The sequence below is a fragment of the Microbispora sp. CSR-4 genome, assembly GCF_008033685.1.
Taxonomy (GTDB): domain Bacteria; phylum Actinomycetota; class Actinomycetes; order Streptosporangiales; family Streptosporangiaceae; genus Microbispora.
In genome coordinates this window covers 252,566-279,229 of sequence record NZ_VJVX01000001.1, presented here as the reverse complement: position 1 = coordinate 279,229, position 26,664 = coordinate 252,566, and the positions used below count along the sequence as shown (strand labels likewise).

Annotated in this window: 25 protein-coding genes; 13 read left to right on the top strand and 12 right to left on the bottom strand. The window is 74.0% G+C overall.

Going from position 1 to position 26,664, the window contains the following annotated elements; genetic code table 11:
* Position 1: 1 nt before the first annotated feature.
* From FLV34_RS01335 to FLV34_RS01325, 3 genes are read left to right on the top strand one after another with little or no spacing between them, the layout of a single operon-like run.
* Positions 2-2,419 carry an ABC transporter permease gene (locus FLV34_RS01335; RefSeq protein WP_147942181.1) on the top strand — a complete coding sequence of 806 codons (2,418 nt, stop codon included), beginning with the start codon at positions 2-4 and terminating at the stop codon, positions 2,417-2,419.
* A gap of 3 nt (positions 2,420-2,422) precedes the next feature.
* The gene (locus FLV34_RS01330) at positions 2,423-4,321 is read left to right on the top strand and encodes a histidine kinase (RefSeq protein WP_142645051.1); all 1,899 of its coding nucleotides are present in this window, start codon (positions 2,423-2,425) and stop codon (positions 4,319-4,321) included.
* Complete coding sequence (locus tag FLV34_RS01325; protein ID WP_147942180.1) at positions 4,311-5,756, top strand: NAD(P)/FAD-dependent oxidoreductase; 1,446 nt, start codon at positions 4,311-4,313, stop codon at positions 5,754-5,756. The genes FLV34_RS01330 and FLV34_RS01325 overlap by 11 nt, the downstream gene beginning before the upstream one ends.
* Here the strand turns inward: FLV34_RS01325 and FLV34_RS01320 are convergent.
* The 5 genes from FLV34_RS01320 to murA all read right to left on the bottom strand — a co-directional run bounded on the left by FLV34_RS01320 (position 5,722) and on the right by murA (position 12,269).
* Positions 5,722-6,081, bottom strand: coding sequence for a response regulator transcription factor (locus FLV34_RS01320; protein WP_205829675.1), 360 nt, complete (start codon positions 6,079-6,081; stop codon positions 5,722-5,724). The genes FLV34_RS01325 and FLV34_RS01320 overlap by 35 nt on opposite strands.
* A gap of 53 nt (positions 6,082-6,134) precedes the next feature.
* Complete coding sequence (locus tag FLV34_RS01315) at positions 6,135-6,815, bottom strand: response regulator (RefSeq protein WP_147942179.1); 681 nt, start codon at positions 6,813-6,815, stop codon at positions 6,135-6,137.
* Complete coding sequence (locus FLV34_RS01310; protein ID WP_147942178.1) at positions 6,790-7,467, bottom strand: response regulator transcription factor; 678 nt, start codon at positions 7,465-7,467, stop codon at positions 6,790-6,792. The genes FLV34_RS01315 and FLV34_RS01310 overlap by 26 nt, the downstream gene beginning before the upstream one ends.
* A gap of 418 nt (positions 7,468-7,885) precedes the next feature.
* Entirely contained in the window at positions 7,886-10,912 is a 3,027-nt protein-coding gene (locus tag FLV34_RS01305; RefSeq protein WP_261985610.1) for a transglycosylase domain-containing protein, read from the bottom strand.
* Positions 10,913-10,964: 52 nt separating this feature from the next.
* Positions 10,965-12,269 carry a UDP-N-acetylglucosamine 1-carboxyvinyltransferase gene (murA, locus tag FLV34_RS01300; protein WP_147942177.1) on the bottom strand — a complete coding sequence of 435 codons (1,305 nt, stop codon included), beginning with the start codon at positions 12,267-12,269 and terminating at the stop codon, positions 10,965-10,967.
* Positions 12,270-12,370: 101 nt separating this feature from the next.
* Here murA and FLV34_RS01295 point away from each other — a divergent pair, with 101 nt between their 5' ends.
* Positions 12,371-12,889, top strand: coding sequence for a hypothetical protein (locus tag FLV34_RS01295; RefSeq protein ID WP_142645055.1), 519 nt, complete (start codon positions 12,371-12,373; stop codon positions 12,887-12,889).
* On the opposite strand, the gene FLV34_RS01290 is transcribed toward FLV34_RS01295, so the two are convergent.
* The 3 genes from FLV34_RS01290 to FLV34_RS01280 form a co-directional block, all read right to left on the bottom strand.
* Positions 12,879-14,279 carry an amidase gene (locus tag FLV34_RS01290; protein WP_147942176.1) on the bottom strand — a complete coding sequence of 467 codons (1,401 nt, stop codon included), beginning with the start codon at positions 14,277-14,279 and terminating at the stop codon, positions 12,879-12,881. The two genes, FLV34_RS01295 and FLV34_RS01290, sit on opposite strands and share 11 nt — an antisense overlap.
* Positions 14,280-14,357: 78 nt before the next feature.
* The gene (ybaK, locus tag FLV34_RS01285; protein WP_142645057.1) at positions 14,358-14,855 is read right to left on the bottom strand and encodes a Cys-tRNA(Pro) deacylase; all 498 of its coding nucleotides are present in this window, start codon (positions 14,853-14,855) and stop codon (positions 14,358-14,360) included.
* A 103-nt stretch (positions 14,856-14,958) separates the two neighbouring features.
* Positions 14,959-15,315 carry an arsenate reductase family protein gene (locus FLV34_RS01280; protein WP_142645058.1) on the bottom strand — a complete coding sequence of 119 codons (357 nt, stop codon included), beginning with the start codon at positions 15,313-15,315 and terminating at the stop codon, positions 14,959-14,961.
* Between the two features lie 133 nt (positions 15,316-15,448).
* On the opposite strand from FLV34_RS01280, the gene FLV34_RS40135 reads away from it, so the two are divergent.
* Positions 15,449-16,102 (top strand): hypothetical protein, encoded by a 654-nt coding sequence (locus tag FLV34_RS40135; RefSeq protein ID WP_187280513.1) that lies wholly within the window; start codon positions 15,449-15,451, stop codon positions 16,100-16,102.
* Here the strand turns inward: FLV34_RS40135 and FLV34_RS01270 are convergent.
* Genes FLV34_RS01270 through FLV34_RS01255 form a run of 4 tightly spaced genes read right to left on the bottom strand, consistent with a single transcriptional unit; the run spans position 16,091 to position 21,022 of the window.
* Positions 16,091-17,326 carry an NAD(P)/FAD-dependent oxidoreductase gene (locus tag FLV34_RS01270; protein ID WP_147942322.1) on the bottom strand — a complete coding sequence of 412 codons (1,236 nt, stop codon included), beginning with the start codon at positions 17,324-17,326 and terminating at the stop codon, positions 16,091-16,093. The two genes, FLV34_RS40135 and FLV34_RS01270, sit on opposite strands and share 12 nt — an antisense overlap.
* Positions 17,326-18,768 (bottom strand): NAD(P)/FAD-dependent oxidoreductase, encoded by a 1,443-nt coding sequence (locus FLV34_RS01265; protein WP_221889845.1) that lies wholly within the window; start codon positions 18,766-18,768, stop codon positions 17,326-17,328. The genes FLV34_RS01270 and FLV34_RS01265 overlap by 1 nt, the downstream gene beginning before the upstream one ends.
* Entirely contained in the window at positions 18,765-20,207 is a 1,443-nt protein-coding gene (locus tag FLV34_RS01260) for an FGGY family carbohydrate kinase (RefSeq protein WP_142645059.1), read from the bottom strand. Before FLV34_RS01260 ends, FLV34_RS01265 begins: the two co-directional genes overlap by 4 nt.
* Before the next feature lie 41 nt (positions 20,208-20,248).
* Positions 20,249-21,022: a DeoR/GlpR family DNA-binding transcription regulator gene (locus FLV34_RS01255; protein WP_261985609.1), complete on the bottom strand. Its 774-nt coding sequence runs from the start codon at positions 21,020-21,022 to the stop codon at positions 20,249-20,251.
* A 189-nt stretch (positions 21,023-21,211) separates the two neighbouring features.
* Here FLV34_RS01255 and hisD point away from each other — a divergent pair, with 189 nt between their 5' ends.
* From hisD to FLV34_RS01220, 8 genes are all read left to right on the top strand, one after another.
* Positions 21,212-22,519 (top strand): histidinol dehydrogenase, encoded by a 1,308-nt coding sequence (gene hisD / locus FLV34_RS01250; protein ID WP_142645060.1) that lies wholly within the window; start codon positions 21,212-21,214, stop codon positions 22,517-22,519.
* Entirely contained in the window at positions 22,516-23,592 is a 1,077-nt protein-coding gene (locus tag FLV34_RS01245; protein ID WP_147942175.1) for a histidinol-phosphate transaminase, read from the top strand. Before hisD ends, FLV34_RS01245 begins: the two co-directional genes overlap by 4 nt.
* Positions 23,589-24,194, top strand: a complete 606-nt coding sequence (gene hisB, locus FLV34_RS01240) for an imidazoleglycerol-phosphate dehydratase HisB (RefSeq protein WP_030509942.1) — start codon at positions 23,589-23,591, stop codon at positions 24,192-24,194. The genes FLV34_RS01245 and hisB overlap by 4 nt, the downstream gene beginning before the upstream one ends.
* Positions 24,194-24,346: a hypothetical protein gene (locus FLV34_RS40130; RefSeq protein ID WP_167530285.1), complete on the top strand. Its 153-nt coding sequence runs from the start codon at positions 24,194-24,196 to the stop codon at positions 24,344-24,346. Before hisB ends, FLV34_RS40130 begins: the two co-directional genes overlap by 1 nt.
* Positions 24,343-24,975 carry an imidazole glycerol phosphate synthase subunit HisH gene (gene hisH / locus FLV34_RS01235; protein WP_168065573.1) on the top strand — a complete coding sequence of 211 codons (633 nt, stop codon included), beginning with the start codon at positions 24,343-24,345 and terminating at the stop codon, positions 24,973-24,975. Before FLV34_RS40130 ends, hisH begins: the two co-directional genes overlap by 4 nt.
* A 114-nt stretch (positions 24,976-25,089) precedes the next feature.
* Complete coding sequence (locus FLV34_RS01230) at positions 25,090-25,461, top strand: hypothetical protein (protein WP_142645063.1); 372 nt, start codon at positions 25,090-25,092, stop codon at positions 25,459-25,461.
* A 4-nt stretch (positions 25,462-25,465) separates the two neighbouring features.
* On the top strand, positions 25,466-26,191 hold the full coding sequence (gene priA / locus FLV34_RS01225) for a bifunctional 1-(5-phosphoribosyl)-5-((5-phosphoribosylamino)methylideneamino)imidazole-4-carboxamide isomerase/phosphoribosylanthranilate isomerase PriA (RefSeq protein WP_142645064.1): 726 nt from the start codon (positions 25,466-25,468) through the stop codon (positions 26,189-26,191).
* Between the two features lie 52 nt (positions 26,192-26,243).
* Positions 26,244-26,663: a RidA family protein gene (locus FLV34_RS01220; RefSeq protein WP_205829677.1), complete on the top strand. Its 420-nt coding sequence runs from the start codon at positions 26,244-26,246 to the stop codon at positions 26,661-26,663.
* Position 26,664: the final 1 nt, after the last annotated feature.

The following is a 26,664-nucleotide window of genomic DNA, read 5'->3' as shown; positions in this document are numbered from 1 at the left end:
GATGACCATGACGGCCACCTGGTTGCGGCTGGAGCTACGCCGCCGCTGGCGGCCACTGGCGGTGCTGACCCTGCTCGTGGCCTTCGCCTCGGCCACCGTCCTGGCCTCGGTGGCGGGCGCACGGCGCGGCGGCACGGCGCTGGACCGGCTGCAGCGGGAGACGCTGCCCGCCACGATCGCGGTGCTGCCCAACCAGCCGGGCTTCGACTGGGCACCGGTGCGGGCGCTCCCCGAGGTCGAGGCGCTGACGACGTTCGCGGTGACGGTCGGCTTCGGAGTGGACGGCATCCCCGCGTCCGACGACATCTCCAGCTTCCCGCCCGCCGACACCGGCTTCCTGCACACCGTCGAGCGGCCCGTCGTCCTCGACGGACGGCTGCCCGATCCGGGGCGGGCCGACGAGGCCGTGATCACTCCGGGGTTCGCCGAGTCCTACCACCGCCGCACGGGCGATCGGCTGGTCATGCGGCTGATGTCCCCTGATCAGGCATCGGACCCGGACTACGACCCGGCGAACGGCGAGCCGCCACGGGGACCGTCGCTCCCGGTCACGATCGTCGGCATGGTCCGCGCGCCGTGGTTCGCCGACCGCGTCGGGGAGAACGGCGCCCTCCTCCCGTCGTACGGACTGTTCGCGAAATATCGGGAGAACCTGATCGGGGAGGACGGCTTCGTCAACGCCATCGTCCGGCTGAAGCACGGCGTGCGGGACATCCCCGCGTTCCGGGAGGGCCTCGCGAGGGTCTCCCACCGCAACGACATCGACGTGTGGAACAACGAGACGAAGTTCGCCGAGCCTATCCGCCGGATGGCCGGCTTCGAGGCCGCCTGCCTGCTCGCCTTCGGGCTCGCCGCGCTGGCCGCGGCGATCGTGCTGATCGGGCAGTCGGTGGTGCGCTACACGGCGGCGACGGTCGCCGACCTGCAGGTGCTGCGGGCCGTCGGCCTGACGCCGCGCCAGACGGTGCGGGCGGCCGCGGCCGGTCCGTTCCTCGCGGCGCTCGCCGGCACGGCCGCGGGGGTCGTCGCCGCGGCGGTGGCGTCCACCTGGATGCCGATCGGATCGGCGGCGCTGGTCGAGCCCGCTCCCGGCTTCGACCTGGACTGGCCGGTCCTGGCCGGCGGGTCGATCCTCATCCCCGCGCTCGTCCTCGCCGGAGCCGGGGGCGCGGCGGCCGTCACCCTGGCCGTCGCCCGGCACGACCCGGCGGGACGCCGGTCCCTGGTGGCCCTCGCGGCGGCCCGCGCCGGTCTTCCCGTGCCGCTCGTCGTCGGTGCGCGGTTCGCCCTGGAGCCGGGCAGGGGCGCCGCAGCGGTCCCGGTCAGGCCGGCGTTGGCCGGCGCGGTCTCCGGAGTGCTCGGCGTGCTGGCCGCCTTCACCTTCTCCGCCGGGGTGCAGGACGCCTCCGCTCATCCGGAGCGGTTCGGGCTGACCTACCAGCTGTCGGCGTTCTTCGGCATGAACGGGACGGACTTCGGGCCGGCCGGCGAGGTGCTGCGCACCCTGGCGCGGGAGCCGGACATCCAGGGGATCAACGACAGCCGGATCGCCGTCGCGGAGTCCGGAGACGTCTCCGTCACGATGGGCACGTACGCCCCGGTGGGCCGGCCGCTGCCGGTGGCGCTCCTCGCCGGCCGGATGCCGCGGACGGCGGGCGAGGTCACGCTCGCGCCCAAGAGCGCCGACCTGCTCGGAGCCGGCGTGGGCGACCGGATCGCGCTGCGGGGCGGCGCCACACCGGTGACCATGACCGTCACGGGGATCGCGTTCGTGCCCGCCAGCCCGCACAACGACTTCGGCGACGGAGGCTGGGTCACCTCCGGCGGATACGACCGGATCTTCGCCGGGGCGCAGGCCTTCAAGTTCCACGCGGCCGAGGTCGCCCTGCGTCCCGGCATCGACGTCGCCGCCGCGCGGGAGAGGCTGCGGGCCGTCGTCGCCGCGGTCGAGGGCGCCGAGAACATGGAGTTCGGAGACGCCTGGCCGCTGCCCGAGGCGATGGTCCAGATCCGCGGTGTGGAGCGGCTGCCCGCCCTCCTGGCGGTCTTCATGGCGCTCCTGGCGGTCGGCGCCGTCGGGCACGTCCTCGCGACGGCGGTCCGGCGACGGCGGCACGACGTGGCGGTGCTGCGGGCGCTCGGCATGACGCGCGGGCAGGCCCGATGGACTGTGGTCGTGCAGGCCACGCTGCTGGCATTGTTCGGGCTGTGCTTCGGGGTGCCGCTCGGGGTCGCGCTCGGGCGCACGCTGTGGAGGGTGGTGGCGGACACGATGCCGCTGATGTACGTGCCGCCCCTGGCGGTGACGGCGCTGCTCCTGGCCGGGCCGCTGACCGTCGCCGTCGCCAACCTGCTGGCCGTCCGGCCGGGGCGGCTCGCCGGCCGGCTGCGGATCGGCCACATCCTGCGGGCGGAGTAGCCCATGATCATCGCCTGTGCGCTCGTCGCCGCCGCCTGGCTCGCCGCCACGGTGGCCGCCTTCTTCGCCGGCCGCCCGGCGCTGGCCCGCGTGGCCGGTCTCGTCGCCGTGACGCACGCGGTGGCCGTCGTGGTGCCCCGGGCCGCGCCGCTGGTCGTTGCCGCCTGGCTGATCTGCGGGCTCGGCCTGCCGGACGGCCTGCTCGGATCCCCGGCCCGCCGGCTGCTCGCGGCCGGAGCGGCGACGGGCGCGCTCGTGTGGACGCCGGCGCTGCCGGTCACCACGGGGTCCGTCGTCGCCGCCTCGGCCGCCGCCTCGGCCGTGGCACTCGGGGGCGTGGCCGTCCGCTGTCCCAGGGCTCCCGCCGCGCGCCGCCGCACCCTGCAGTGGATCGCCGCGGCCACGGTGGTGACGGCCGCGATCGACGCCGTGCTGGTGGCGGTCAACGCCCTGCTCGGCACCCCGCACGATCTCCTGCCCTGGATGCTCGGCGCCATGGCGGTCATGCCCGTGGGCCTGCTGCTCGGCCAGGTGAAGGCGACCGCGCGCCTCGCGGAGCGGGCCCTGGTCGAGGCGGTGGTGATCGCGGGCCTGACCATGCTCGTGGTCGCGGTCTACCTGGTCGTGGTCATCGGGCTGGCCCGCCGTCCTGTCGCCGCCGAGCGCGACGTGCTGGTCGCCAGCGTCGCCGCCTCGCTCGCGGCGGTGCTGCTCGCCCTGCCCGTACGGTTCCGCCTGGTCTCGGTGGGGATGTCGCTGCTGGGACGGCGCGGGCAGACGCCGGAGGAGGCGCTCGCGTCGTTCGGCGCCCGGATGAGCCGCGCGGTGCCGTTCGACGAACTGCTGCTCCAGCTCGTGGAGTCGCTGCGGGCCGCGCTCGGCCAGGCCGGCGCCGAGGTGTGGGTGGGCGCGGACGGCACGCTCCACCGCCAGGTCAGCGTGCCGGAACGCCCGGCCGACGTGATCACCCTCACCGACAAGGAACGGCTCGTCATCGGGGGCACCCGCATCGGCGGCACCGCCTGGACGTCGGTCTGGCTGCCCGCGCTGCTCGACGACCGCGAGGCGCCGATCAGGGTCGCGCCCGCCGCCCACCTGGGCGACCTGCTGGGCCTGCTCGTCGTGCGGCGGCCACGCGAAGGCGTGGAGTTCTCCGAGGAGGACGACCGCGTGCTCATCCAGCTCGCCCGCCAGGTGGGGCTGGCCCTGCACAACATGCGCCTGGACACCGCGCTGCAGGCGTCGCTGGAGGAGCTGCGGCAGCGCAACGAGGAGCTGCAGGCGTCCCGGCTGCGCATCGTCACGGCCGCGGACGCCTCCCGGCGGGCGATCGAACGCGACCTGCACGACGGCGCGCAGCAGCATCTCGTCGCGCTCGCGGTCAAGCTCGGCCTCGTCCGCGAGATCATCAAGGATGATGTCGCCATGGCCGCCGAGCTGCTCGACGAACTGCGTGGCGACGTGCAGCAGGCCAACGCCGCCTTCCGCGAGCTGGCCCACGGCATCTATCCGCCCCTGCTGCGCGACCACGGGCTCGGCGAGGCCCTGCGCTCGGCCGGCCGCCGGGTGGCGCTGCCGTACCGGGTGGAGGTGAACCTGACCGAACGCTATCCGGAGCAGGTCGAGGCCGCGGTGTACTTCTGCTGCCTTGAGGCGATCCAGAACGCGGGCAAGCACGCCGGCCCGGGCGCGTCCGTGGAGGTGCGCATCCACGCCGAGGACGGCGTGCTGCACTTCAGCGTGCGCGACGACGGCGCGGGCTTCACACCGGGCGGCGTCCAGGGGCACGGGTTCGTCAACATGACCGACCGGCTCGGCGCGATCGGCGGGCGGCTGCACGTCGAGTCCGCGCCCGGGGCCGGGACGACGATCAGGGGAGAGGTGCCGGTGCATGGCTGCTGACGGCTTCGACGCCGTGGTGGTCGGGTCGGGCCCGAACGGGCTGGTGGCGGCCGTCACCATGGCCGAGGCGGGCAGGCGGGTCCTGCTGCTGGGGGCGGCGGACGCGTTCGGCGGCGGGCTGCGCACCGCGGAGGTGACACTGCCCGGGTTCCGGCACGACCTGTGCGCGACCGTGCTGCCGCTCGCGCTGGCCTCGCCCGCCTTCCGCCGGGACCGGTTCTGGCAGGACCTGGGAGTCGAGTGGGCGCATCCCGCCATACCGGCCGCGCATCCGCTGGACAAACGCCCGGCGGTGCTCGTCCACCGCTCGCTCGGCGAGACCGCGCTGGGGCTCGGCCGGGACGGCGCGGCCTGGCGGGCCACGGTCGGGATGATCACGCGCGGGGGCGACCGGCTCGTCGACACACTGCTCGCCCCTCTGTCGGTGCCGCGCGCGCCGCTGCGGGCCGCCGGGTTCGGCGCGGTGGCCGCGCTCCCCGCGACCACGCTCGCCCGCGCCCTGTTCCGTACGGCCGGGGCGCGGGCGGCGCTCGCCGGGATGGCCGCGCACTCGATGCTCGACCTGCGCGCGCCGATCACCGGCGGATATGGGCTGATGCTGGCCGGGCTCGCGCACCACGTGGGGTGGCCCCTGGTGCGCGGCGGCTCCCAGCGGCTCGCCGACGCGCTCGTCCGCCGGCTCAAGGACCTCGGCGGCGAGGCGCACACCGGACACCGGGTGCGCAGCCTCGACGAGGTGCCCGCGGCCCGGTCGATCCTCCTGGACCTCACGCCGCGCCAGGTGCTGGCCGTGGCGGGCCACCGGCTGCCCGCGGCCTACCGGGCGCGGCTGAGCCGCTACCGTTACGGCCCCGGCGTGTTCAAGCTCGACTGGGCGCTGTCGGGACCGGTGCCGTGGGCCGACCCCGCCGTGGGCGCGGCCGCGACCGTCCACCTCGGCGGCACGATGGAGGAGATCGCGCACGCGGAGGCGGAGGTGAGCCGGGGCCGCCATCCTGACCGGCCCTACGTGCTGCTCGTCCAGCCGGGCGTGGCCGACCCCACCCGGGCACCCGAGGGCGGGCACGTCCTGTGGGCCTACTGCCACGTGCCGAACGGCTCGCGGGTGGACATGACCGAGGCGGTCGAGGCGCAGATCGAGCGGTTCGCTCCCGGCTTCCGGGACCTCGTGCTGGCCCGCGCCACCATGGACACGCGGGCGCTGGAGGCGCACAACCCCAACAACGTGGGCGGGGACATCGGGGGAGGGGCGGGCGACCTGGGCCAGTTCATCGGACGGCCCGTCTACTCCCCGCACCCCTGGGCGACGCCCGTGCCCGGCCTCTACATCTGCTCCGCCGCCACCCCGCCCGGGCCCGGGGTGCACGGCATGGGCGGCCTGCAGGCGGCCCGCCTGGCGCTCAGACGGGAAGCGCGCGCAGCAGCGCGGGGGTGAGGTCGTCCTTGCGGATGTAGGCGAGCGCTCCGCACGCGCCGGCGTCGGGCGGCAGGTCGTCGGCGGCGTACGTCGACACCAGCACGACCTTCACGTCGGGCGACTCGGCCAGGATGCGGCGGGTCGCCTCGATGCCGTTGATCCCCGGCAGGTTGATGTCCATCAGGATCATAGTGGGCCGGCCGCCGGTCACCAGGTCGAGGGCGTCCTCGCCCGTCGCCGCCTCGCCCACCACCCGCCATCCCGGCAGCAGCCGGATCAACGCGCGGGCGACCGAACGGAACGGAGCCTGGTCGTCCACGATGATCACGTCGACCACTCGCATGCCTCCAGGATCCCGGAACCCGGTGCCCGCGTCCAAGGGCGTGACCACCCCGATCAGCGGGTGCTAGCACCCCCGTGCTCGGACAGGTACATCAGCACGGCCATCACCCGGCGGTTCATGTCGGGCTCGGCGCCCAGCCCGAGCTTGGCGAACAGCGCGTTGATGTGCTTTTCCACCGCCCGCTCGGTGAGGAACAACGCGGCCCCGACCGCGGCGTTGCTCTTGCCCTGCGCGATCTGGGCCAGCACGTCCCGCTCGCGCGAGGTGAGCTGGGCCAGCGGCGACGACCGCGCGTGCACGGTGTCGGCCACGAGCGCGTCCACCACCGCCGGGTCGATCACCGAGCCGCCCCGGGCCACCGTGCGGACCGCCTCGATCAGGTCGTGCGCGTCGCTCACCCGCTCCTTGAGCAGATAGGCCCGGCCGCTGCTGCCCCCCGCCAGCAGCGGCGTCGCGTACGCGGGCTCGGCGTACTGGGAGAGCACCACGACCCCCACCCGCGGGTGGGACTCGCGCAGCCTGACGGCGGCCTGGACCCCCTCGTCGGACGCCGTCGGAGGCATCCTGATGTCGGTCACCACGACGTCGGGATCGTGCTCGCCCCCCGCCGCCATCAGCCCGGGCAGGTCGCCGCAGGTGGCGACCACCTCCAGGTCGGGCTGGAGATCCAGGACCCGCCGCACGCCCTCGCGGACGAGCAGCGAGTCCTCAGCGATCACGATTCTGATGGGCACCTGTCCCCTCCATACGCAGCCACGTGAGCACCGCGAGGACACGGCGGTTGTCATCCGGGGGCTGGCTCAGGGCGAGCTTGGTGAGCACGGCCGCGATGTGCGCCTCGACCGTCTTCGTGCCGAGGAACAGCGCCCGGGCGATCGCCGCGTTCGACCGGCCCTCGGCCATCAGGCGCAGCACATCCCGCTCGCGCGCGGTGAGCCGGTCGGCGAGCGACTCCTCCTGCCGCAGCCGGAACAGCATGCTGACGACCTCGGGGTCCACGGCGACGCCGCCGGCGGCGACCCGCTCCAGCGCGTCCCGGAGCGCGGACGCGTCGTCGACCCGGTCCTTCAGCAGATAGCCGACGCCGCGCGGGCTCGATTCGAGCAGCCGCGCGGCCAGCGCCCCCTCCGCGTACGTGGACAGGACCAGCACGCCGAGGGCGGGAAAGCGTTTCTTCAGCTCCGTCGCCGCCACCAGCCCCTCGTCGGTGAAGGTGGGAGGCATCCGTACGTCGAGGATGACGGCGTCGGCCGGTTGCTTCTCCAGCAGGGCGGTGAGCTCGGAGGTGTCGGCGGCCTGCGCCACGATGGTGACGCCGACGCGGTCGAGCAGGAGAGCCAGTCCCTTACGGAACAGGGCCGAGTCGTCACAGATCACCACCCGCATGCAAGTCAGTGTGACACGGCTCGCACACTCCCCGAGACCTGCAGCGGGCGGTCCCGGCTGCCGGCGCCGGACGCCCACTCCGGGAAACGGCGAGCGCGGCCCGCGCGCGTCAGGGCGAACCGCGCGGCGTCAGTGCCCGGGGCGGGTGTTCGCCTGAGGCCGCACGTGGCCGCTGTCGATGTCGCGGTGTCAGCGCCGGGGTGGCTGTTCACCCTGTGGCGCGGCTGTCGGTGTCGAGGCGTCGCGGTGCCGGCGCCGGGTGGCCGTTGGTCTGGTGGCGGGGATGGCGGCTCGGGACGTGCTGTGAGCGCCTGGGGTGGCCGTTGGCCGGGTGGTGCGGGCGGCGGCTCGGGACGTGCTGTGAGCGCCTGGGGTGGCCGTTGGCCCGGTGGTGCGGGCGGCGGCTCGGGACGTGCTGTCAGTGCCGGGGGTGGCCGTTGGTCTGGTGGCGGGGATGGCGGCCACCGTCGGGGTGCTTCTTGCGGTGTCCGCCCGCTCCGTGACCGGTCTGGCGGGCCGCCCGGCCGCGCTGCCCGTCTCGTGCGGCGCCGGTGTGTGTGGCGGCGTGTGTGGCGGTACGGGCGGTTTTGCGGCCACCGGTCGCTGAGGTTCCGCCCTGGCGCGTCCTGCTCCGCCGCGCCTCGTCCTGCCGCGCCTCGTCCTGCCGTGCCTGGCTCTTCCGCGCCTGGCTCTTCCGGGCCTGACTCCTCTGCGCCGCGCTCTTGCGCGCCTCGACCTGCCGGGCCGTGGTTTTGCGGGCCGTGGCGTGCTGGGCGGTGGTTGTCCGGGCCGTGGCGTGCTGGGTGGTGGCCTTCCGGGCCTTGGCCTGATGGGGTGGGCCGCTTCGGGCGGAGGCGCGCTGGGCGGCGGGAGCCGACGCCGGAGAAGCGGCGTCGCGGGGACGGATGAGACTCGCCCAGCCCACCCGCCGGGCCGCCGGAGGCGCGCCGGCCGACCCCGTACGGACCGGTGCACGGGAAGAGGAGCCGTGAGCCACCGGGCGAGCTCCGGAGAAGAGCGGACGGCCGGGTGTCCGCGCGCCCGAGGCGGCGGACGAGTGCCGGGTGGAGACGCCGCCGGGCATGGGCGGGCGGATCACGGGGACGGCGGGGGCGGCTCCGACGCCGGTAGGAGCGGTCATGCCGCCCGCTGCCAGGGGGCTGGTCGCGGTGCCGCCGGAAGCCCCCGCGACGCCGCTCGCCGCACCGGCTGTCGCATCCTGCTCCGAAGCGTCGTCGTCGTGCTTTTCGCGCTCGGCCTTCCGCTTCTTCTTCTCCTTCTCGCGCTGCTTCTCCAGCGCCTCCTTCAGGCCCGGGGTGAACCCGCCGCCGAACCGGGCCATGTCGGGCGGCACGAAGCCGTACGCCGGGGTGTCCCGCAGGGCCGCGCGCATCGAGTCCACCCAGATCGGGCCGGGCAGCGAGGCGCCCTGCACCGCGCCGTAATAACGGCCGCCGATGGTGACGCCGGTGAGCGGATAGCGGTAGGAACCCCGGATGTCGCCCACGCTGACGGCGGCGGCGAGGGCGGGGGTGTACCCGGCGAACCAGGCCGAGGTGTAGCCGTTGTTCGTGCCGGTCTTGCCCGCGGCGGGCCTGCCGATGGACTGTCCGCGCATCGTGCCCTTGCTGAAGACCCCCGTGAGCACGTGGCTCACCGCGTCGGCGACCGCGGGTTCGAGCGCGGTCACGCAGGCGGGCGGGATGTCGGTGCGGGTGCCGTCGCGCTCCACGACGGCGGTGATGGCCATCGGCCGGCAGTAGCGGCCGCGGGCGGCGAGCGCCGCGTACGCCGCCGCCACGGTCGTCGGGTCCATCTCGTTGGCGCCCAGCGTGAACGTCGGCACCTCGTGGAGCGGCGTGCCGTCCGCCCGCCTGACGCCCAGCGACTTGGCCGTCTGCACGACGTCGCACAGGCCGACCTCGCGCTCCAGCCGCATGTAGAAGATGTTCACCGACTGCCAGGTGCCCATCTCCAGGCTGTACGGCCCGCCGCCGCCCTCGCCGCCCGCGTTGTGGATGACCGTGTGCGGGTCGTTGACCGCCCTGCCCGAGCAGTCGCGATAGCCGTACGACGGGACGTACGCGCCGGGGATCGCGAAGCCGTCGCCGAACCGCATGCCCTGCTTGAGCGCGGTGGCCAGCGTGAACACCTTGAACGTGGACCCCGCCTGCAGGCCCAGCCCGCCGCCGTGGGCGGTGTCGGCCGCCAGGTTGTAGGTGGTGCTGGGCCCGAGGTCGCGGTTGTGCGGGTTGCGCCCGTAGCGCTTGCTCACGGCCATCGCGCGGATGTGCCCGGTGCCCGGCTCGATCATCGTCTCCGACGCCACCTGGTGGTCGCGCGGCTTGACCCGTGCGGAGATGGCGCGCTCGGCGGCCCGCTGCGCGACCGGGTCGATGGTCGTCCAGATGGTCAGCCCGCCGCGCTGGAGGCGCCGCTCCCGGTCGGCCCTGCTGTAGCCGAAGGCGGGGTTGGTGAGCACCTCGCGCTCCACGTACACGCAGAAGAATGGGTGGGCGCTGCCCGCGCAGCCGCCGGGCTCGGGACTCAGGTGCAGCCCCAGCGGCGCGGCCGCGGCGGTGCGCGCCGCGTCCTTGCCGATGATGCCGAGCTCCGCCATCCGGCCGAGGACCAGGTCGCGCCGGGTGCGCAGTCGGTCACGGTGCTCGTCGCCCAGCGAGGGATCGGTGTCGTACGGCGTGCGCACGGCGCCGGCGAGCGTCGCGGCCTGGGTGAGCGTGAGGTCGGCGGCGTCGACGCCGAAGAACCGCTTGGCCGCCGCCTGGACGCCGAACGCGCCCGCGCCGAAGTAGGCGATGTTGAGGTAGCGCTCGAGGATCTGGTCCTTGGTGTATTTGCGCTCGAGCGCCAGCGCGTACCGCAGCTCGTCGAGCTTGCGGCGGAACGAACGGACGAGGGCCTGCGCCCGCTCCTGCTCCGACTCGGCCTGGCTCACCATGATGTTCTTGACGAGCTGCTGGGTGATGGACGAGCCGCCCTGCCGGATCCCGCCGGCCCGCGTGTTGGTGACGAAGGCGCGCAGCGTGCCCTTGATGTCCAGGCCGCCGTGCTCGTAGAACCGGGCGTCCTCGATGGCCACGATGGCCTGGCGCATGACCGGGGCGACCGCGCTCAGCGGCACCGACTGCCGGTTCTGGTAGTAGAACTGGGCGATCTGGCGCCCGTTGCGGTCGAGCAGCCGTGTCACCTCGGGCAGCGGCTCCTCGCGCAGGGGCGCGGGCAGGTAGGTGAGGGTGGACGCGGCGCTCCTGGCCGCCAGGCCGGCCCCGCCCACGAAGGGCATCACCAGCCCGGCGACCAGGGTGCCCCCGGCCGCGCCGCACATGCCCAGGGCGAGGACGGCGCGCCCGAGACTGACGCGCCCGAGACTGACGCGCCCGAGACTGACGCGCCCGAGACTGACGCCGAGAAGACGAGAGGTCACGGGATATCAGTGCGACCTCTGGCGTTTCTCCAAACCCAGGGGCCACAAAGCTTTACGTAAGCCGGTTGATCTTCAACCCGAGGGAGGTGAACTGTTCGAACGGCCTGTGGTAACCGCGTTCGATGTGGTTGACGCCGCGCAGGGTCGAGGTGCCCTCGGCCACGGCGGCGGCCAGCACCGCGGAGAACCCGGCGCGGATGTCGGGGAGCGTGACGTCGGCCCCGCGCAGGTTGGAGACTCCGCGCACGACCGCCGAGTGCTTGGCGTTGGTGTCGTGGTAGCGGCACGCCGGTCCGCCCAGGCACTGGGCGAACACCTCGATCTCGCCCCCCATCTTCTGCAGCGCGGGAACGTACACGAGCCGGTTCTCGAACACCGTCTCGTGCAGCACCGACATGCCCTCGGCGCGGGTGAACAGCACCATCAGCGGCGTCTGCCAGTCCGTCATGAAACCGGGGTGGGTGTCGGTCTGCACCGCCGCGGCGCGCAGGCCGTCCGGGGCGGAGGCGCACAGCCACTCGTCGGTGATCTCGAACCGCGCGCCCATCCTCGCCAGCGTGGTGATGGCGGTGACGAGCCGGTCCTGGTGGCAGCCGTGCACGCGCACCTCGCCCCCCGTCACCAGGCCCGCCACGAGGTAGGAGAACGCCTCGATACGGTCGCCGGCCAGCCAGGTGGAGGCGCCGTGCAGCCGTTCGACGCCCTCGATGACGATGCGCCGGTCGGGGCTCAGCTCGATCATCGCGCCCATGCGCTGGAGGAACAGCGCCAGCTCCACCACCTCGGGCTCCATCGCCGCGCCCTTGATGACGGTCTTGCCCTCCGCCAGCACCGCCGTCATGAGGATCGTCTCGGTGGCGCCCACGCTGGGGTAGGGGAGCGTGATACGGCTGCCGCGCAGCCGGGCCGCCTTGGCGGTGATGCCGTTGTCGCCGACCTCGATCTCCGCGCCCATCGACCGCAGCGCCTCGACGTGGAAGTTGACCGGCCTCCTGCCGATCGGGTCGCCGCCGACGAGGGGGACGAACGCCTCGCCCGCCAGGTGCAGCAGCGGGCCGAGCATCAGGATCGGGATGCGGTTGAGCCCGGTGTACTCCTCCGGCACACGCGGCCGTATCTCGGAGCCCCGCTCGATGGTGATCTCACCGGGGGTGATCTCCACGTGGATGCCGAGGGCTTCGAGCATGGCGGCGGTGAGCCCCACCTCGCCGACCTCGGGGGCGTTGTGCAGCGTGCTCGGACCCGTGCCGAGCATCGCGGCCACCATGTGTTTCGAGACCGCGTTCTTCGATCCGCGGACCTCCACGTCCCCCCGCAGGGGGCCGGACGGGTCGATCTGCCATACCTCTTCGCTCACTCGGCCTCCTTGGCCCACACCGATGCCGTGTGTCCCCTGCACGCGGCTCAGGCAAGAGTAACGGGACCGGGCCCGATCACCACGTGGGTACTATCGGGACGGTGCGGCATCTGAGGGGCAATCTGGCGGCGATCGGGGTAACCGTCCTCGTACTCGCCGTCCTCGGGGTGGTCGCGGGATACGTCTGGTCGGCGCTCGCCCCCGCCGCGCGATACGTGCTGATCGACGGGACGCCGCATCTGGCCGACCCCGAGTCGCAGTCGCTCATCGAGGCCGACGGCTGGTTCGCCGTGGTCACCGGCGCGTTCGGCCTGGCCTGCGGGATCGTGGGCTACGTGCTGTCGCGCAAGCAGCCGGTCCAGGTCCTCATCGGGCTCGCCGCCGGCGGGCTGCTCGCCGGATATGTCGCCATGCTGGTCGGCAGTACGGCCAAGGGCGGGGTCCAGGCGGCGGGACCGGACGGCTACACCACCACCACCTCGCTGGACCTGACCGCGCACGGCGTGCTGTTCGCCTGGCCGCTCCTGGCCACCGCGGTCTTCTGGGTCATCGAGTTCGCCGTGACCTACAACCAGCGGGGCGGCACGCCCCAGGCCCTGCCGCCGGGGCCTAAGCTCTGACGATGCCCGGCTGGGTCCGCCAGAAGCCGGTCGCCTGTTCGAAGGCGTGCCCGAGGCGCAAGACGTCCATGTCGGCCCATGGCCTGCCGACGATCTGCAGGCCGACCGGCAGGCCGTCGGGCGTGAACCCGCACGGCACTGACATCGCGGGCGCGTGCAGCACGCTGATCCAGTAGCACGACCGCATCCAGGCCAGGTAGTCGGGCATCTCCACCCCGGCCACCTCGGTGACGTACGGCTGCTCGACCGGGAACGGCGGCACCTGGCTGACGGGCGCGACCAGGAAGTCGTAGCGGCCGAAGAACTCGCGCATGCGGTGGAACAGGCCGGTGCGCAGCCGCTCGGCCCTGGCGAGGTCGGCCCCGGTGACCTTCCGTCCCTGCTCGACGTTCCAGGCCACGTTGGGGCCCACGTCGGGGAGGTCGCCGAAGTTGAGCGCGTAGAACCACGACCGGTAGACGCGGAACGCCTCCTCGGCAGCGGACAGGTCCAAATCCACCCGCTCGACCTCGACCCCCAGCGCGACCAGCGTCTCGGCCGCCCGCGCCGTCGCCGCCGCGGTGCGGGGATCGACCGGCAGGCCGCCGAGGTCGGGGCTGAAGGCGACGCGGACCCCGGCGAGGTCCATGTCGAGCGACCCCGCGAACGCCGAGCCGTCCTCGCGGATCGAGAACGGCGAGACCGGGTCGAACCCGGCGATGGCCGACATGAACAGCGCCAGGTCGCCCGAGGTGCGGGCCATCGGCCCCGGCACGCTGAGCGTGTACCAGGCCGCCGTCGCCGACTTCGCCGGCACCCGTCCCGGGGTGGGCCGCAGACCGGCCACGTTGCAGAACGACGCGGGGTTGCGCAGCGAGCCGCCCATGTCGGAACCGTCGGCCAGCGGCACCATCCGGCAGGCCAGCGCCGCCGCCGCGCCGCCGCTGCTGCCGCCCGCGCTCTTCGACAGGTCGTACGGGTTGCGCGTCGCCCCGAACACTTCGTTGACCGTGTGCGAGCCGGTGCCGAACTCCGGGGTGTTCGTCTTGCCCAGCGCGATCCCGCCCGCCTCGCGGATGCGCCGCACGAGCGGGTCGTCCTCGGTGGGCACGTGGTCGGCGAACGCCCGCGAGCCGTACGTGGTCCGCACGCCGGCGGTGTCGGCGAGGTCCTTGTGCGCGACCGGGATGCCGTGCAGCGGGCCGCGCACCAGGCCGCGCCGCAGGTCCTCGTCGGCGCGTGCGGCCTGGTCGAGCGCGCGCTCGGCGGTCAGCGTCACGATGGCGTTGACCCGCGGGTTCGTCTCCTCGACGCGGCGCAGGCAGGCCTCGGTCAGCTCGACGGCGCTCACCTCGCGCGCCCGCAGCAGCGCGGCCATCTCCGTCGCGGTGAGGTCGGCCAGCTCGTTCACGGCTCCCCCGTTCGGTGTGGTTCCCCGGCCAGTCTTACGGCCGCGGAGCCGTACGGGCGATGGCAACAGTAGACAGGCTCAGAGCTTCGCGATGGGGGCGGTCACCGCCTGGGCGAGCCGGATGAGGTTGCCCGGCGCGGTCTCGATCTGCAGCCCGCGCCGCCCGGCGGAGAAGAAGATCGTCTCGAAGCCGAGCGCGGACTCGTCCACGACAGTCGGCAGCCGCTTGCGCTGGCCGAGCGGGCTGATGCCGCCGACCACATAGCCGGTGACCCGTTCCACCTTGGCCGCCTCGGCCATCGCCGCCCGCTTGCCCTTCAGCGCCGCCGCGAACGCCTTGAGGTCGAGCTTGCCCGCCACCGGCACGACCGCGACCGCGAGGCCCGTCTCGGTCTCCGCCACCAGCGTCTTGAAGATCCGCTCGTACGGCAGGCCGAGCGCGTCGGCCGCCTCCTCGCCGTACGCCTGGGCGTTCGGATCGTGGTCATAGGGGTGAAGGGTGAACTCCGCCTTCGCCTGCGTGAGGGCGACCGTCGCCGGAGTGCCCTGGCCGCCCTTGCTCTTGGTCTTGCTCACGACGGCAAGCTTAAGGTCGCTCCGCCCCGGCCGCTTAAGGTCGCTCCGCTCCGGCCGCTTAAGGTCGCTCCGCTCCCGGCGGGCGACCGCGTCAGGGGAGCGTTCAGGGGAGGACGGAGCGTACGGCCTCGGGGGAGCGGGCCACCACGGCGGTGCCGTCGTCGGCGGTGATGATCGGCCGCTGGATCAGGATCGGGTGAGCGGCCATGGCCTCGATCCACCGCCCGCGGGCCGCCTCGTCGCGCGGCCACGACTCCAGGTCGAGCTCGGCCGCGACGGGCTCGCCGAGGCGGGCTACGTCCCAGGGCTCCAGGCCGAGGCGGCGCAGCACCTCGGTGAGCTCCTCCGCGCTCGGCGGGTCCTCCAGGTAGTGCCGCACGGTGTATCCGGCGCCCTCGGCGTCGAGCAGCGACAGGGCCGACCGGCACTTCGAGCAGGCCGGGTTGATCCAGATCTCCATGCGGTCATTGTCCCGCCCGGCGGAGCGTAAACGGGGCTTCATGCCCACCCGGCGAATGGCAAAACGATCTAAAGGGGACAATTTCTTCACGTGGCCTTTTGTCGATGGGAGTGGCCGAGCGGGAGGGCAGCGGATGGGAACGGTCAGTGGTGTCGTGGGTGACGTCGCGAAGGGACAGGCATGCCTGTTCGGCGGGCTCGGGGTGTGCGTCACCCTCCGGCCGGAGGGTCTGGCGGTCAACCACGGCATGAGCTACTTCGGTGTCCACTGGCAGACCCTGCTGCCGTACGCCGCGGGTCTCGCGGGCGCCGCGCTGTTCACCCACCGGGCGCTGCGCGACGCGGCGGCCCGCACGCCGCACCCCGCCCACCTACGGCGGATGGCCGGCTCGTTCGTCGTGCTGCTGGCCGGGATCGTGCTGACGCCCTACACGCTGGGCGGGGTGGTCGACTGGGCGCACCGGGGGCTGGGCGCGGCCCTGTTCGTGCTCCAGCTCCTGCTGGCCGTACGGCTCGTCGCGTGGGCCCACGGCGACGCGGTCGGCGTCGCGTTCTTCCTGGTCCAGCTCGGCGGGGGCGTCCTCGCCGCGGTGTACGTGCTTCAGACCGAGGGGCTGCTCATCCACGGCGAGGCGACGTTCCAGCTCGGGTTCGCCCTGGTGCTGGCCAGGACGCTCCCGCTGCTCGCGCCCCCGATCGCCGCGGCGGCCGTGGCCTCGGGCGGCGCGCCCGCCGCCGCACCCGCAGCCGCACCCGCCGCCTCCCCGGCGACGGTCTCATGCCAGTGAGACGGTGATCGGCCCGCCGCGCGGGTCCACGCCGGACAGCAGCGACGACGGCACCCGGAACACCCGGCCGGGGGAGACCGGCCACGGCAGCGTGCGGCGGGCGATCTCCCGGCCGCCCTGCGTCACCACGACCCTCGCGACGGCGCGGTGCTCGTCCGGCCACAGCAGGATCCGGCGCCGGGGCGGCGCGCCCGCACCCGGCCTGACCAGGCCGGGGGAGACCCATCGGAACGGCGTCCCGGCCCGCAGCGGGATCGCACCCGCGTCCGTCGACGTGCCGCCGAGGTGGTCCAGGACGTGCCGCACCACGTGACGGCCGTCGAGTGCCGCCACGTCGGCGGTGTCCACGGGGTGGATCAGGTTGCCGACCGCGAACACGCCGGGGCGGCTGGTGGCCAGGGTGTTGTCCACGACCGGGCTCCTGCTGCCCGGGTCCATCGCCAGCCCGGCGGCCCGGGCCAGCTCGTGGTCCGGGATCCAGCCGCCGGTGAACACCACCGTGTCGCAGGGCACCGTGCGGCGCTCGCCCGTGCGCAGGTCCTCGACCTCGACCGACTCCACGGCGTCGCGCCCGTTGATCCGCACGACGCGGGTGGCGGTGGCGACGGGCACGCGCAACAGGGCCCGCCCCGGCACGCCGAACGCCGCGTACGACTCGGCACGGGCGTGCTCGCTGGTCATCAGCACGGTGCGGCAGCCCGCCGCGCGCAGGGTGAGCGCGGCCGACCAGCTCACCGGCTCGGCCCCGACGACGACGGCCCGCGTGCCGGCCCTGCCGCGATGCAGGTGGACCAGGTTCTGGAGCTGCCCGGTCGTCAGCACGCCCGGCGGGCGGTCGCCCGGCACCATCCGGGCCGTACGGGGACGTTCCCGCGCACCGGTCGCCAGGACGACGGCGCGGGCGTCCACCCGGAGGCGGCCCTCCGGGGTGGTGACGTCGAGGGCACGCTCCCCTGCCCACCCGGTGACCATGGCCGAGGTGCGCACCCGCGCCCCGGCCTCCAGGGCGCGGTTGGCCAGCAGGCGGGCGTACGCGGGGCCGGTCATCACCGTGCGCAGGTCGCGCAGGCCGAAGCCGGTGTGGTGGCTGTGCCGGGGGATGCCGCCCGCCTCCCGCTCCCGGTCGAGCACCAGCACCCGCAGGCCGGCCGCCGCGAGACCGGCGGCGGCGGTCAGCCCGGAAGGGCCGCCGCCCACGACGGCGACGTCGGTGGTGACGCGCATCACGATCCCTCCACGCGGGCGAGGCGCCCGGCGATCTCGGCTCCGCAGTAGAAGCCCTGGCAGCGGCCCATCATGGCCCGGGTGCGGCGGCGCAGGCCGTCGAGGTCCGCCGGGGGGAGGGGAGAGGCCAGGGCGTCCCTGATCTCCCCGGCGGTGACCCGTTCGCAGAAGCAGACCACGGTCCCGTACGCCGGGTCGCGGGCGATGAGGTCCTCGCGCAGGTACGGCCGGGGGAACGCCTCGCCGATGTTGGGCATCCGGGGCGGCTCCGGCAGGCCGTCGCGTACGGAGGTGACGAGGCCCGCCTCGGCCAGCAGCCCGGCGGCGTGCTCGGCGAGCGCCATCGACGCGGTCAGCCCGGTCGACCGGATGCCGCCGAGCACGAGATAGCGCCGCCCGGCGTCGAGGTGGACCTGGTAGTCGCCGTGCTCGGTGGCCGCCCGCAGCCCGGCGTAGGAGGCGGTGACCTCCTCGCTCATCAGTGCGGGCATGAGCGCGAGGCCCTTGTCCACGAGGAACGCGAACCCCTCCTCGGAGGTGGAGGTGTCGGCGCGGTCGCGCAGGTCCTCGGCGGTGGGGCCGAGCATCACGTTGCCGTAGATCGTCGGGCTGATCAGCACGCCCTTGCCGCGCGAGCTCGGCACGGGCAGCACGATGCGGGTCGCCAGCGGCCTGGCCATCTTGTCGAAGACCAGCAGCTCGCCCCGGCGCGGCGTGACCGTGAACCGCTCGTGCCCGAACAGGCGGTCGACGGCGTCGGAGCCCAGCCCGGCGGCGTTGACGACCCAGCGGGCCCGCAGCGGGCCCCGGTTCGTCCGCAGCACGGTCGCCTGCCCGTCGTCGTGCTCGACGCCTTCGATCCGGGTGTTCAGCAGCACGCGGGCCCCCCGCGAGAGCGCCTCGGTGGCGTACGCGAGCGTGGTGGTCCACGGGCAGACGATCGACTCTCCGGGCACGGTCAGCCCGCCGAGCGCACCCGGGCCGAGGGCCGGGACCAGCCGGTAGACCTCGTCAGGCCCGACGATCTCGCACTCCCGATATCCGTTCTTCGCCGCCTTGTCCGCCAGCCCGGGGAGCGCGGCCAGCTCCTCGCCGGTCCAGGCGACCAGCAGCGCGCCGGTCCGCTCGACCGGGATGCCGGTGCGCTCGGCGTACCCGCCGAGCAGCTCGTATCCCCGCCGCACCAGGCGCGACTCCAGCGTGCCCGGTGTCGCGTCGAAGCCGGTGTGCAGGATCGCGGTGTTGGCCTTGCTGGTGCCGTCGCCGACGTCCGGGCTCGCCTCGGCCAGCACGACCGACAGCGCGCGGCCGTCGTGTGCGCGTCCCGCCAGCTCGCGGGCCACGGCCGCGCCCACCACGCCGCCGCCGACCACCGCCACGTCGACCGTCTCGCCCGGCAGCGGCCCCGACCTGCTGACGCATCCGCTCGCGCATCCGCTCACGCGTCCCTCCCCGTCTCGATCGCCGCGCGGACACCCCGCCGCCAGCGCGTCATGAACTCCTCCGCCCGGTCCGCCGGCCAGCGCGGCTCGTACGTCGTCGCCGGGGCCCACGCGGGCACGGCGCCGGCCACCGTGAGCGAGGGGGTCACGGCGAGGCGGGCCAGCGCGGCGGCGCCGAGCGCGGTCGCGTGCGGCGACGGATAGACGTCCACCGGCGCCTGCAGCAGGTCGGCCTGGGCCTGCATGAGCGCGGCCGACCGGGTGAGGCCGCCGTCCACCCGCAGGCGGGCCAGCGGGCGGCCGAGATCGGCCGCGACGACCGCCGCGAGGTCGGCCACCTGGGCGGCGATGCCCTCCAGCACGGCGCGGACCAGGTGGCCGGGCCGGGTGGACAGCGTCATGCCGAGGAACGCCCCCGTCGCGTCCGGCCGCCACCAGGGCGCGGCCAGCCCGGCCAGCCCGGGGACGAACAGCGCGCCCTCGGCGTCCGGCTCTGCCAGCGCGTCCAGGTCGGCGGCGTCGCCGACGAGGCCGAGGCCGTTCAGCCACCGCACCGCGGAGGCGGCCGTGTAGACCTGGCCGTCCACGCAGTAGGGCGTGGCCCCCCTGGCCCGCCACGCCACCGACGTGGTCAGGCCGGAGGCCGAGCGCACGGCCCGCTCACCGGTGTTGGCGAGCAGGAACGCCCCCGTGCCGTACGTGCACTTGGCCTCGCCGGCCGACAGGCAGCCCTCGGCGAGCAGCGCGGCCTGCTGGTCGACGACCAGGCCGCCGACCGGGATCTCCCCGCCGAAGGCCCGGGTCGTCCCGATCACCTCGTCGCAGGCGGCGATCGCGGGCAGGTGCTCGCCGTCCAGGCCGAACAGGCCGAGCAGCTCCCCGCTCCACTCGACCGTGTCGAGATCGAGCAGCGCCGACCTGCTGGCGGTCGCCGCGTCGGTGACGAACTCCCCGGTCAGGTGGTGGACGAGCCAGGTGTCGCTGGTCGTCACCACACCCTCGCGGGTGAGATTGCGGCGGATCCACGCCATCTTCGGCGCCGAGAAATACGGGTCGAGCACGAGCCCGGTCAGCTCGGCGATCCTCCCGGCGTGCCCGGCCAGATCGGCGCAGACCTCCTCGGCCCGCCGGTCCTGCCACACCAGGGCGGTCGTCAGCGGCTCGCCGGTCGCCGGGTCCCAGGCCAGCACGGTCTCGCCCTGGTTGGCCAGCGTGACCGCGCCGACGGGCACGCCCGCCGCCGCGACCGCCTCCCGCCCGGCGGCCAGCACCGAGTCGAGCAGTTCCCGCGGGTCCTGCTCCACCCGCCCGCCCGGCAGGTACGCGGGACGGACCGGCGCCTCGGCCGGCGCGAGGACCGCGCCGTCGCCGTCCACCACGAGCGCCTTGGTGCCCGAGGTGCCCTGGTCGATCGCGAGCACGGCAGGGGGATGGGACATCGATCGTCTCCTGGCGGGAGCTGGGGGTCGTGACGGCCAGCCTATGGGTTGATCACTTCGGCACCCGCGCTGACCAGGGCGGACGTGATCGGCTCCGGGGGTTCCGCGTCGGTGATGAGACCCGACAGGCCGTCCAGTGCGCACACCCGGTAGGCGGCGACCCTGCCGTGCTTGGAGCCGTCGGCGAGCACGTACGTCCGGGCGGAGCCGGCGAGGATCACGCGCTTGGTCGCGACCTCGTCCAGGAAGTAGTCGGTGAGCCCGGCCTCCGCGTCCACCCCGCCCGAGCCGAGGAACGCCACATCCGCCCGCAGGTCCCGGAAGAACCCCAGCGTGTGCGCGTTGGAGACGGCGAGGTCGCCCTGCCGTACGCGCCCGCCCGCCACCAGCACCTCCACGCCGGGACGGCCCGCGAGCTCGGCCGCCACCAGCAGCGAGCAGGTGGCGACCACGCCACGGAAGGACGGGGGGACGGCCCTGGCGACGTGGACGGCGGTGGTGCCGACGTCGATGATCACGGTCTGGCCCGGGCGCAGCAGCCGCGCCGCGAGCTCGCCGATCACGGCCTTCGCCTCCGACCGGCTGGTCGAGCGCTCCAGATAGGACAGCTCCTCGCCGGTGCCGGACGGCGCCGAGGTCGCCCCGCCGTGCACGCGGACGAGCAGCGCCCGGCGCTCCAGGATCGCCAGGTCGCGCCGGACGGTCTCGTGGGAGACGCCGAGCAGCGCGGCCAGGTCCTCGGTGCGGACGGTTCCCTTCCGCCCGAGGGTCTCGATGATCCGCTGGTGACGCTGCGCCGGAAGCACGAGATCCACCCCTGACCGAGTGTGACTGTTCTTGCCCGAGAGTGTGGATGGATGCCCGGAAAGCTGTCAACCGCGGGCCGCGTAAAACAGGCGGACGCGAAGATTCCCAGCTCCCGAGGGGTGTGCCGACCGGTGAAACGCCCGTTTCGAATGCTGGACACACGCGGATCGCTCCCTGGTCGTCCGTAGACTGGGACGGTGATTTCCCGTATCGACCTGCGCGGGTCCCTTCCTGCCGACCTGCGCGACGTGCTGCCCCGCGCCGAACTCGACGTCGAGGCCGCCCTGGAGAAGGTGCGGCCCATATGTGAGGACGTACGCCATCGCGGCGCGGCAGCCGTACGGGAGCTGACCGCGCGGTTCGACGGCGTCGGGCTGGAGTCGGCCCGGGTGCCCGCCGAGGCGCTCGCCCGCGCCCTGGAGGAGCTCGACCCGGCCGTGCGCGCGGCGCTGGAGGAGTCGATCCGCCGCGCCCGCCTGGTCCACCGCGACCAGCGGCGCACCGACACCACGACGCAGGTCGTGCCGGGCGGCACGGTAACCGAGCGCTGGGTGCCGGTCGACCGCGTGGGGCTCTACGTCCCCGGCGGCCGGGCCGTCTATCCCTCCAGCGTGGTCATGAACGTCGTCCCCGCCCAGGAGGCGGGCGTGCCCTCGCTGGCCGTCACCTCGCCCGCCCAGAAGGAGTTCGGCGGGCTCCCGCACCCCACGATCCTCGCCGCGTGCGCGCTGCTCGGCGTCGACGAGGTGTACGCCGTGGGCGGCGCCCAGGCCGTCGCGATGTTCGCCTACGGCACCGAGGAGTGCCGGCCGGCCACGATGGTGACCGGCCCCGGCAACATCTGGGTGGCCGCGGCCAAGCGCCTGCTCAAGGGCCGCATCGGCATCGACTCCGAGGCCGGCCCCACCGAGATCGCGATCCTCGCCGACGAGACCGCCGACCCCGTGCACGTCGCGGCCGACCTGATCAGCCAGGCCGAGCACGACGTGATCGCCGCCTCGGTGCTGGTCACCACCAGCGTGGAGCTGGCCGACGCCGTGGAGAAGGAGCTACCCGGCCAGGTCGCGGCGACCCGGCACAGCGAGCGCATCACCGAGGCGCTCGCCGGCCGCCAGTCGGGCATCGTGCTCGTCTCGGGCATCGACGACGGCCTCAAGGTCGTCGACGCCTACGCCGCCGAGCACCTGGAGATCCAGACGGCCGACGCCCGCGCGGTCGCCGCCCGGGTGCGCAACGCCGGTGCGATCTTCGTCGGCCCGTACGCGCCGGTGTCGCTCGGCGACTACATGGCGGGCTCCAACCACGTGCTGCCGACCGGCGGCTGCGCCTGCCACTCCTCGGGGCTGTCGGTGCAGACGTTCCTGCGCGGCATCCACGTCGTGGACTACACCCGCGAGGCGCTGGCCGGGGCCGCGCCGTACGTGTGCGCCCTCGCCGACGCGGAGGACCTGCCCGCCCACGGCGCCGCCGTCCGCGCCCGCTTCGACTGGGAAGTGCCCGCATGACGACCCTCGACGCCCTGCCGATCCGCGACGACCTGCGGGGCAAGCAGCCCTACGGCGCGCCGCAGCTCGACGTGCCCGTCCAGCTCAACACCAACGAGAACCCCTACCCGCCGTCGGCCGCGCTGATCGACGACCTCGCCCGTGCCGTACGGCAGGGCGCGGCGACGCTCAACCGCTACCCCGACAGGGACGCCGTCGAGCTGCGCAAGGACCTCGCCGACTATCTCGGCCACGGGCTGACGGCCCGCCGGCTGTGGGCGGCCAACGGCTCCAACGAGATCATCCAGCAGATCCTCCAGGCGTTCGGCGGCCCCGGCCGCTCCGCCATCGGGTTCGAGCCGTCCTACTCGATGCACCCGATCATCGCGGGCGGCACGAACACCCGCTGGATCGAGGGCCTGCGCGACGAGGACTTCGCGATCGACCCGGACGCCGCCGTGGCCGCGATCGAGGAGCACCGCCCCGACGTGGTGTTCCTGACCTCGCCGAACAACCCGACCGGCACGGCCCTGCCGCTGGAGGTCATCCAGCGGATCCTCGCCGCCGCGCCCGGCATGGTCGTGGTCGACGAGGCGTACGCCGAGTTCGCCCGCACGGGCACGCCGTCGGCGCTGACCCTGCTGCCCGGCAACCCCCGGCTGATCGTGACCCGCACCATGTCGAAGGCGTTCGCGATGGCCGGCACCCGGCTCGGCTACCTCGCCGCCGACCCGGCGGTGGTCGACGCCCTGCTGCTGGTCCGCCTGCCCTACCACCTGTCCACGCTGACCCAGGCGGCGGCCCGGGTGGCGCTGGCGCACCGCGAGGAGCTGCTCGGCACGGTCGACGCGCTGCGCGCCGAGCGGGACGCCACCGTCGGCTGGCTGCGCGGGCGCGGCCTGAAGGTCGCCGACTCCGACGCCAATTTCGTGTTGTTCGGTACCTTTGCGGATCGGCGGTCCGTATGGGAGGGACTGCTCGATCGCGGGGTGCTGATCCGGGAGACCGGTCCCGCTGGCTGGCTGCGCGTGTCGATCGGCACGCCGGAAGAGATGGCGGCGTTCCGCGCCGCGCTGGAGGGGGTCCTCGCATGACCGAGCTCAACGAGCGCCGCGGCCGCGTCGAGCGCACCACGAAGGAGACGTCGGTGCTGGTCGAGGTCGGCCTCGACGGCACCGGGATCGTCGACGTGTCCACCGGTGTCGGCTTCTACGACCACATGCTCGCCCAGCTCGGCAAGCACGGCCTGTTCGACCTGACCGTGAAGACCGAGGGCGACCTGCACATCGACGCCCACCACACGATCGAGGACACCTCGATCGCGCTCGGCGCGGCGTTCCGCGAGGCACTGGGCGACAAGTCGGGCATCCGGCGGTTCGGCAGCGCGTCCTGCCCGCTGGACGAGGCGCTCGCGCAGGTCACGGTGGACCTGTCCGGCCGGCCCTACCTCGTGCACACCGAGCCCGAGGGCATGGCCCCGATGATCGGGCCCGACTACGACACCACCATGACCCGGCACATCCTGGAGTCGTTCGTCGCGCAGGCGGCGGTCTGCCTCCACGTGCACGTGCCGTACGGGCGCAACGCCCACCACATCGTGGAGGCGCAGTTCAAGGCGCTCGCGCGGGCGCTGCGCGAGGCGTCGGAGCGCGACCCCCGGGCGACCGGCGTGCCCAGCACGAAGGGCGTGCTCTGATGACCTTCGCGTCCGGGGGGATGATCTTCATCGGTCTCTTCCTGATCGGCGGGGTCATCTCGGGCATCCGGCAGGGCCTCAAGCTGCTGGCGGCGCTCGCCGGCGTCGGGGCCGTCATGGCGATCACAGCGGGGGTGATGTGGTGGCAGTGAACAGGCGGGTCGTCGTCCTCGACTACGGGTCGGGCAACCTCCGCTCGGCCGAGCGGGCGCTGGCCCGCGTCGGGGCGGACGTCACCGTCACCGCCGACTTCGACGCGGCCCTCGAGGCGGAGGGGCTCGTCGTGCCCGGCGTCGGCGCGTTCGCGGCCTGCATGGAGGGGCTCAAGCGCGTGCGCGGCGACCAGATCGTGGGCCGCCGCCTGTCCGGCGGGCGCCCGGTGCTCGGGATCTGCGTCGGCATGCAGATCCTGTTCGAGAAGGGCGTCGAGCACGGCGTCCACACCGAGGGCTGCGGCGAGTGGCCCGGCACGGTCGAGCGGCTCGACGCGCCCGTGCTGCCCCACATGGGGTGGAACACCGTGACCGCGCCCGAGGGCAGCGTGCTGTTCCGCGGCATGGAGGAGGGGACGCGCTTCTACTTCGTCCACTCCTACGGGGTGCGCGAATGGCGGCTGCAGGCCGGCGACGGCTTTGAGCAGCCGCTGGTCGCCTGGGCCGAGCACGGCGTGCCGTTCGTGGCCGCGGCCGAGAACGGCCCGCTCATGGCCACCCAGTTCCACCCGGAGAAGTCGGGGGACGCGGGGGCCGTGCTGCTGTCCAACTGGCTGAGCACGTTGTGAGCGTGTCCGGCAGGCGAAATATCGAGGCAGCGGTGCGACACTGGGAACCGGCGGGGCCGCGGCGCGTACGGCCGGCCAGGCCGAGGCCGTGACCGGACCTGAGCGGGAGGCCCGATGAGCAAGGAACGGGCCCGTCGGAGGGCAGAGCGCGAAGCCGAGCGCGAACGCCTCGCGGCGGCCCGGGCCGAGCGTGAGGCGAGGGCGGCCAGGCGGCGCGAGATGCGCGAGCGGCTCGTGGGGCCGCTCGCCGGAGCCGTGGCGGCGGTGCTGCCACGACCGGCCAGACCCGTGCGGGTGGCCCGGCAGCGCGGGTATCTCGCCCGCCGCCGCCGCACGGAGAACGGCGTCGTCGTCGTGCTGTGGTTCCTCGTCCAGGTGCTCGCCTGGATCCTGCTCGACTCGTGGATGGCCCGCCTGGGCGTGTTCCTCGGCTCGATCCTGCTGCTCCCGGTGCTCGTCACCATCGTTTTCGACCGGAGGTCATGAATAAATGTCGCTCGTATTGCTCCCGGCCGTCGACGTCGCCGACGGCCAAGCCGTCCGCCTCGTGCAGGGCGAGGCGGGGACGGAGACCTCGTACGGGGATCCGCTCGCCGCCGCCCTCGCCTGGCAGAAGGCCGGTGCGGAGTGGATCCACCTGGTCGACCTCGACGCGGCGTTCGGCCGGGGGAACAACCGCGAGCTGCTCGCCTCCGTCGTCGGCGCGCTGGACGTGAACGTCGAGTTGTCCGGCGGGATCCGTGACGACGCCTCTCTTGAGGCCGCGCTGAGCACCGGCTGCCGCCGGGTCAACATCGGCACGGCCGCGCTGGAGAACCCCGAGTGGTGCGCCAGGGCGATCGCCGAGCACGGCGACCGCATCGCGGTTGGACTCGACGTGCGCGGCACCACGCTGGCCGCCCGCGGCTGGACCCAGGAGGGCGGCGACCTGTGGGACGTGCTCGACCGGCTGGAGTCGGAGGGCTGCCCGCGTTATGTCGTCACCGACGTGACCAAGGACGGCACGCTGCGCGGTCCCAACCTCGACCTGCTCCGTGAGGTGTGCGCGCGGACCGACCGCCCGGTCATCGCCAGCGGCGGGGTGTCGTCGCTCGACGACCTGCGCGCGATCGCGACGCTCGTGCCGGACGGCGTCGAGGGCGCCATCGTGGGCAAGGCGCTGTACGCCCAGGCGTTCACCCTGGAAGAGGCGCTCGCGGCGGTGAAGTCCGCATGAGCGAGCGCGACCCCTGGCGCATGCCGTTCCGGGCCGAAGGAGAGGAGGCGGCATGAGCATGGAGATGCCCGAAGGGCGGATCTCCTCCGGCGGCCCGTGGGAGGACCGCTACGGCTACGCCCGCGCGGTCGTGGCCGGGCCGCACGTGCTCGTGTCCGGCTGCACCGCCACCGTGGGCGGCGAGGTCCAGCACGTGGGCGACGCCTACCAGCAGACGCTCACCGCCTTCTCCATCGCGCTGGACGCCGTGGAGAAGGCCGGCATCACCCGGGCCGACGTGGTGCGGACCCGCCTCTACGTGGTGAACGCCGACGACTTCGATGCCGTCGGCAAGGCCCACGGCGAGGTCTTCGGCGACGTACGGCCCGCCTGCACAAGCGTGCAGGTCGCCGGGCTGGTCGACGAGCGCATGCTGGTCGAGGTCGAGGTCGAGGCCTACCGGCCGGTGGAACGTGGCGACTGCGGAGGCTGAG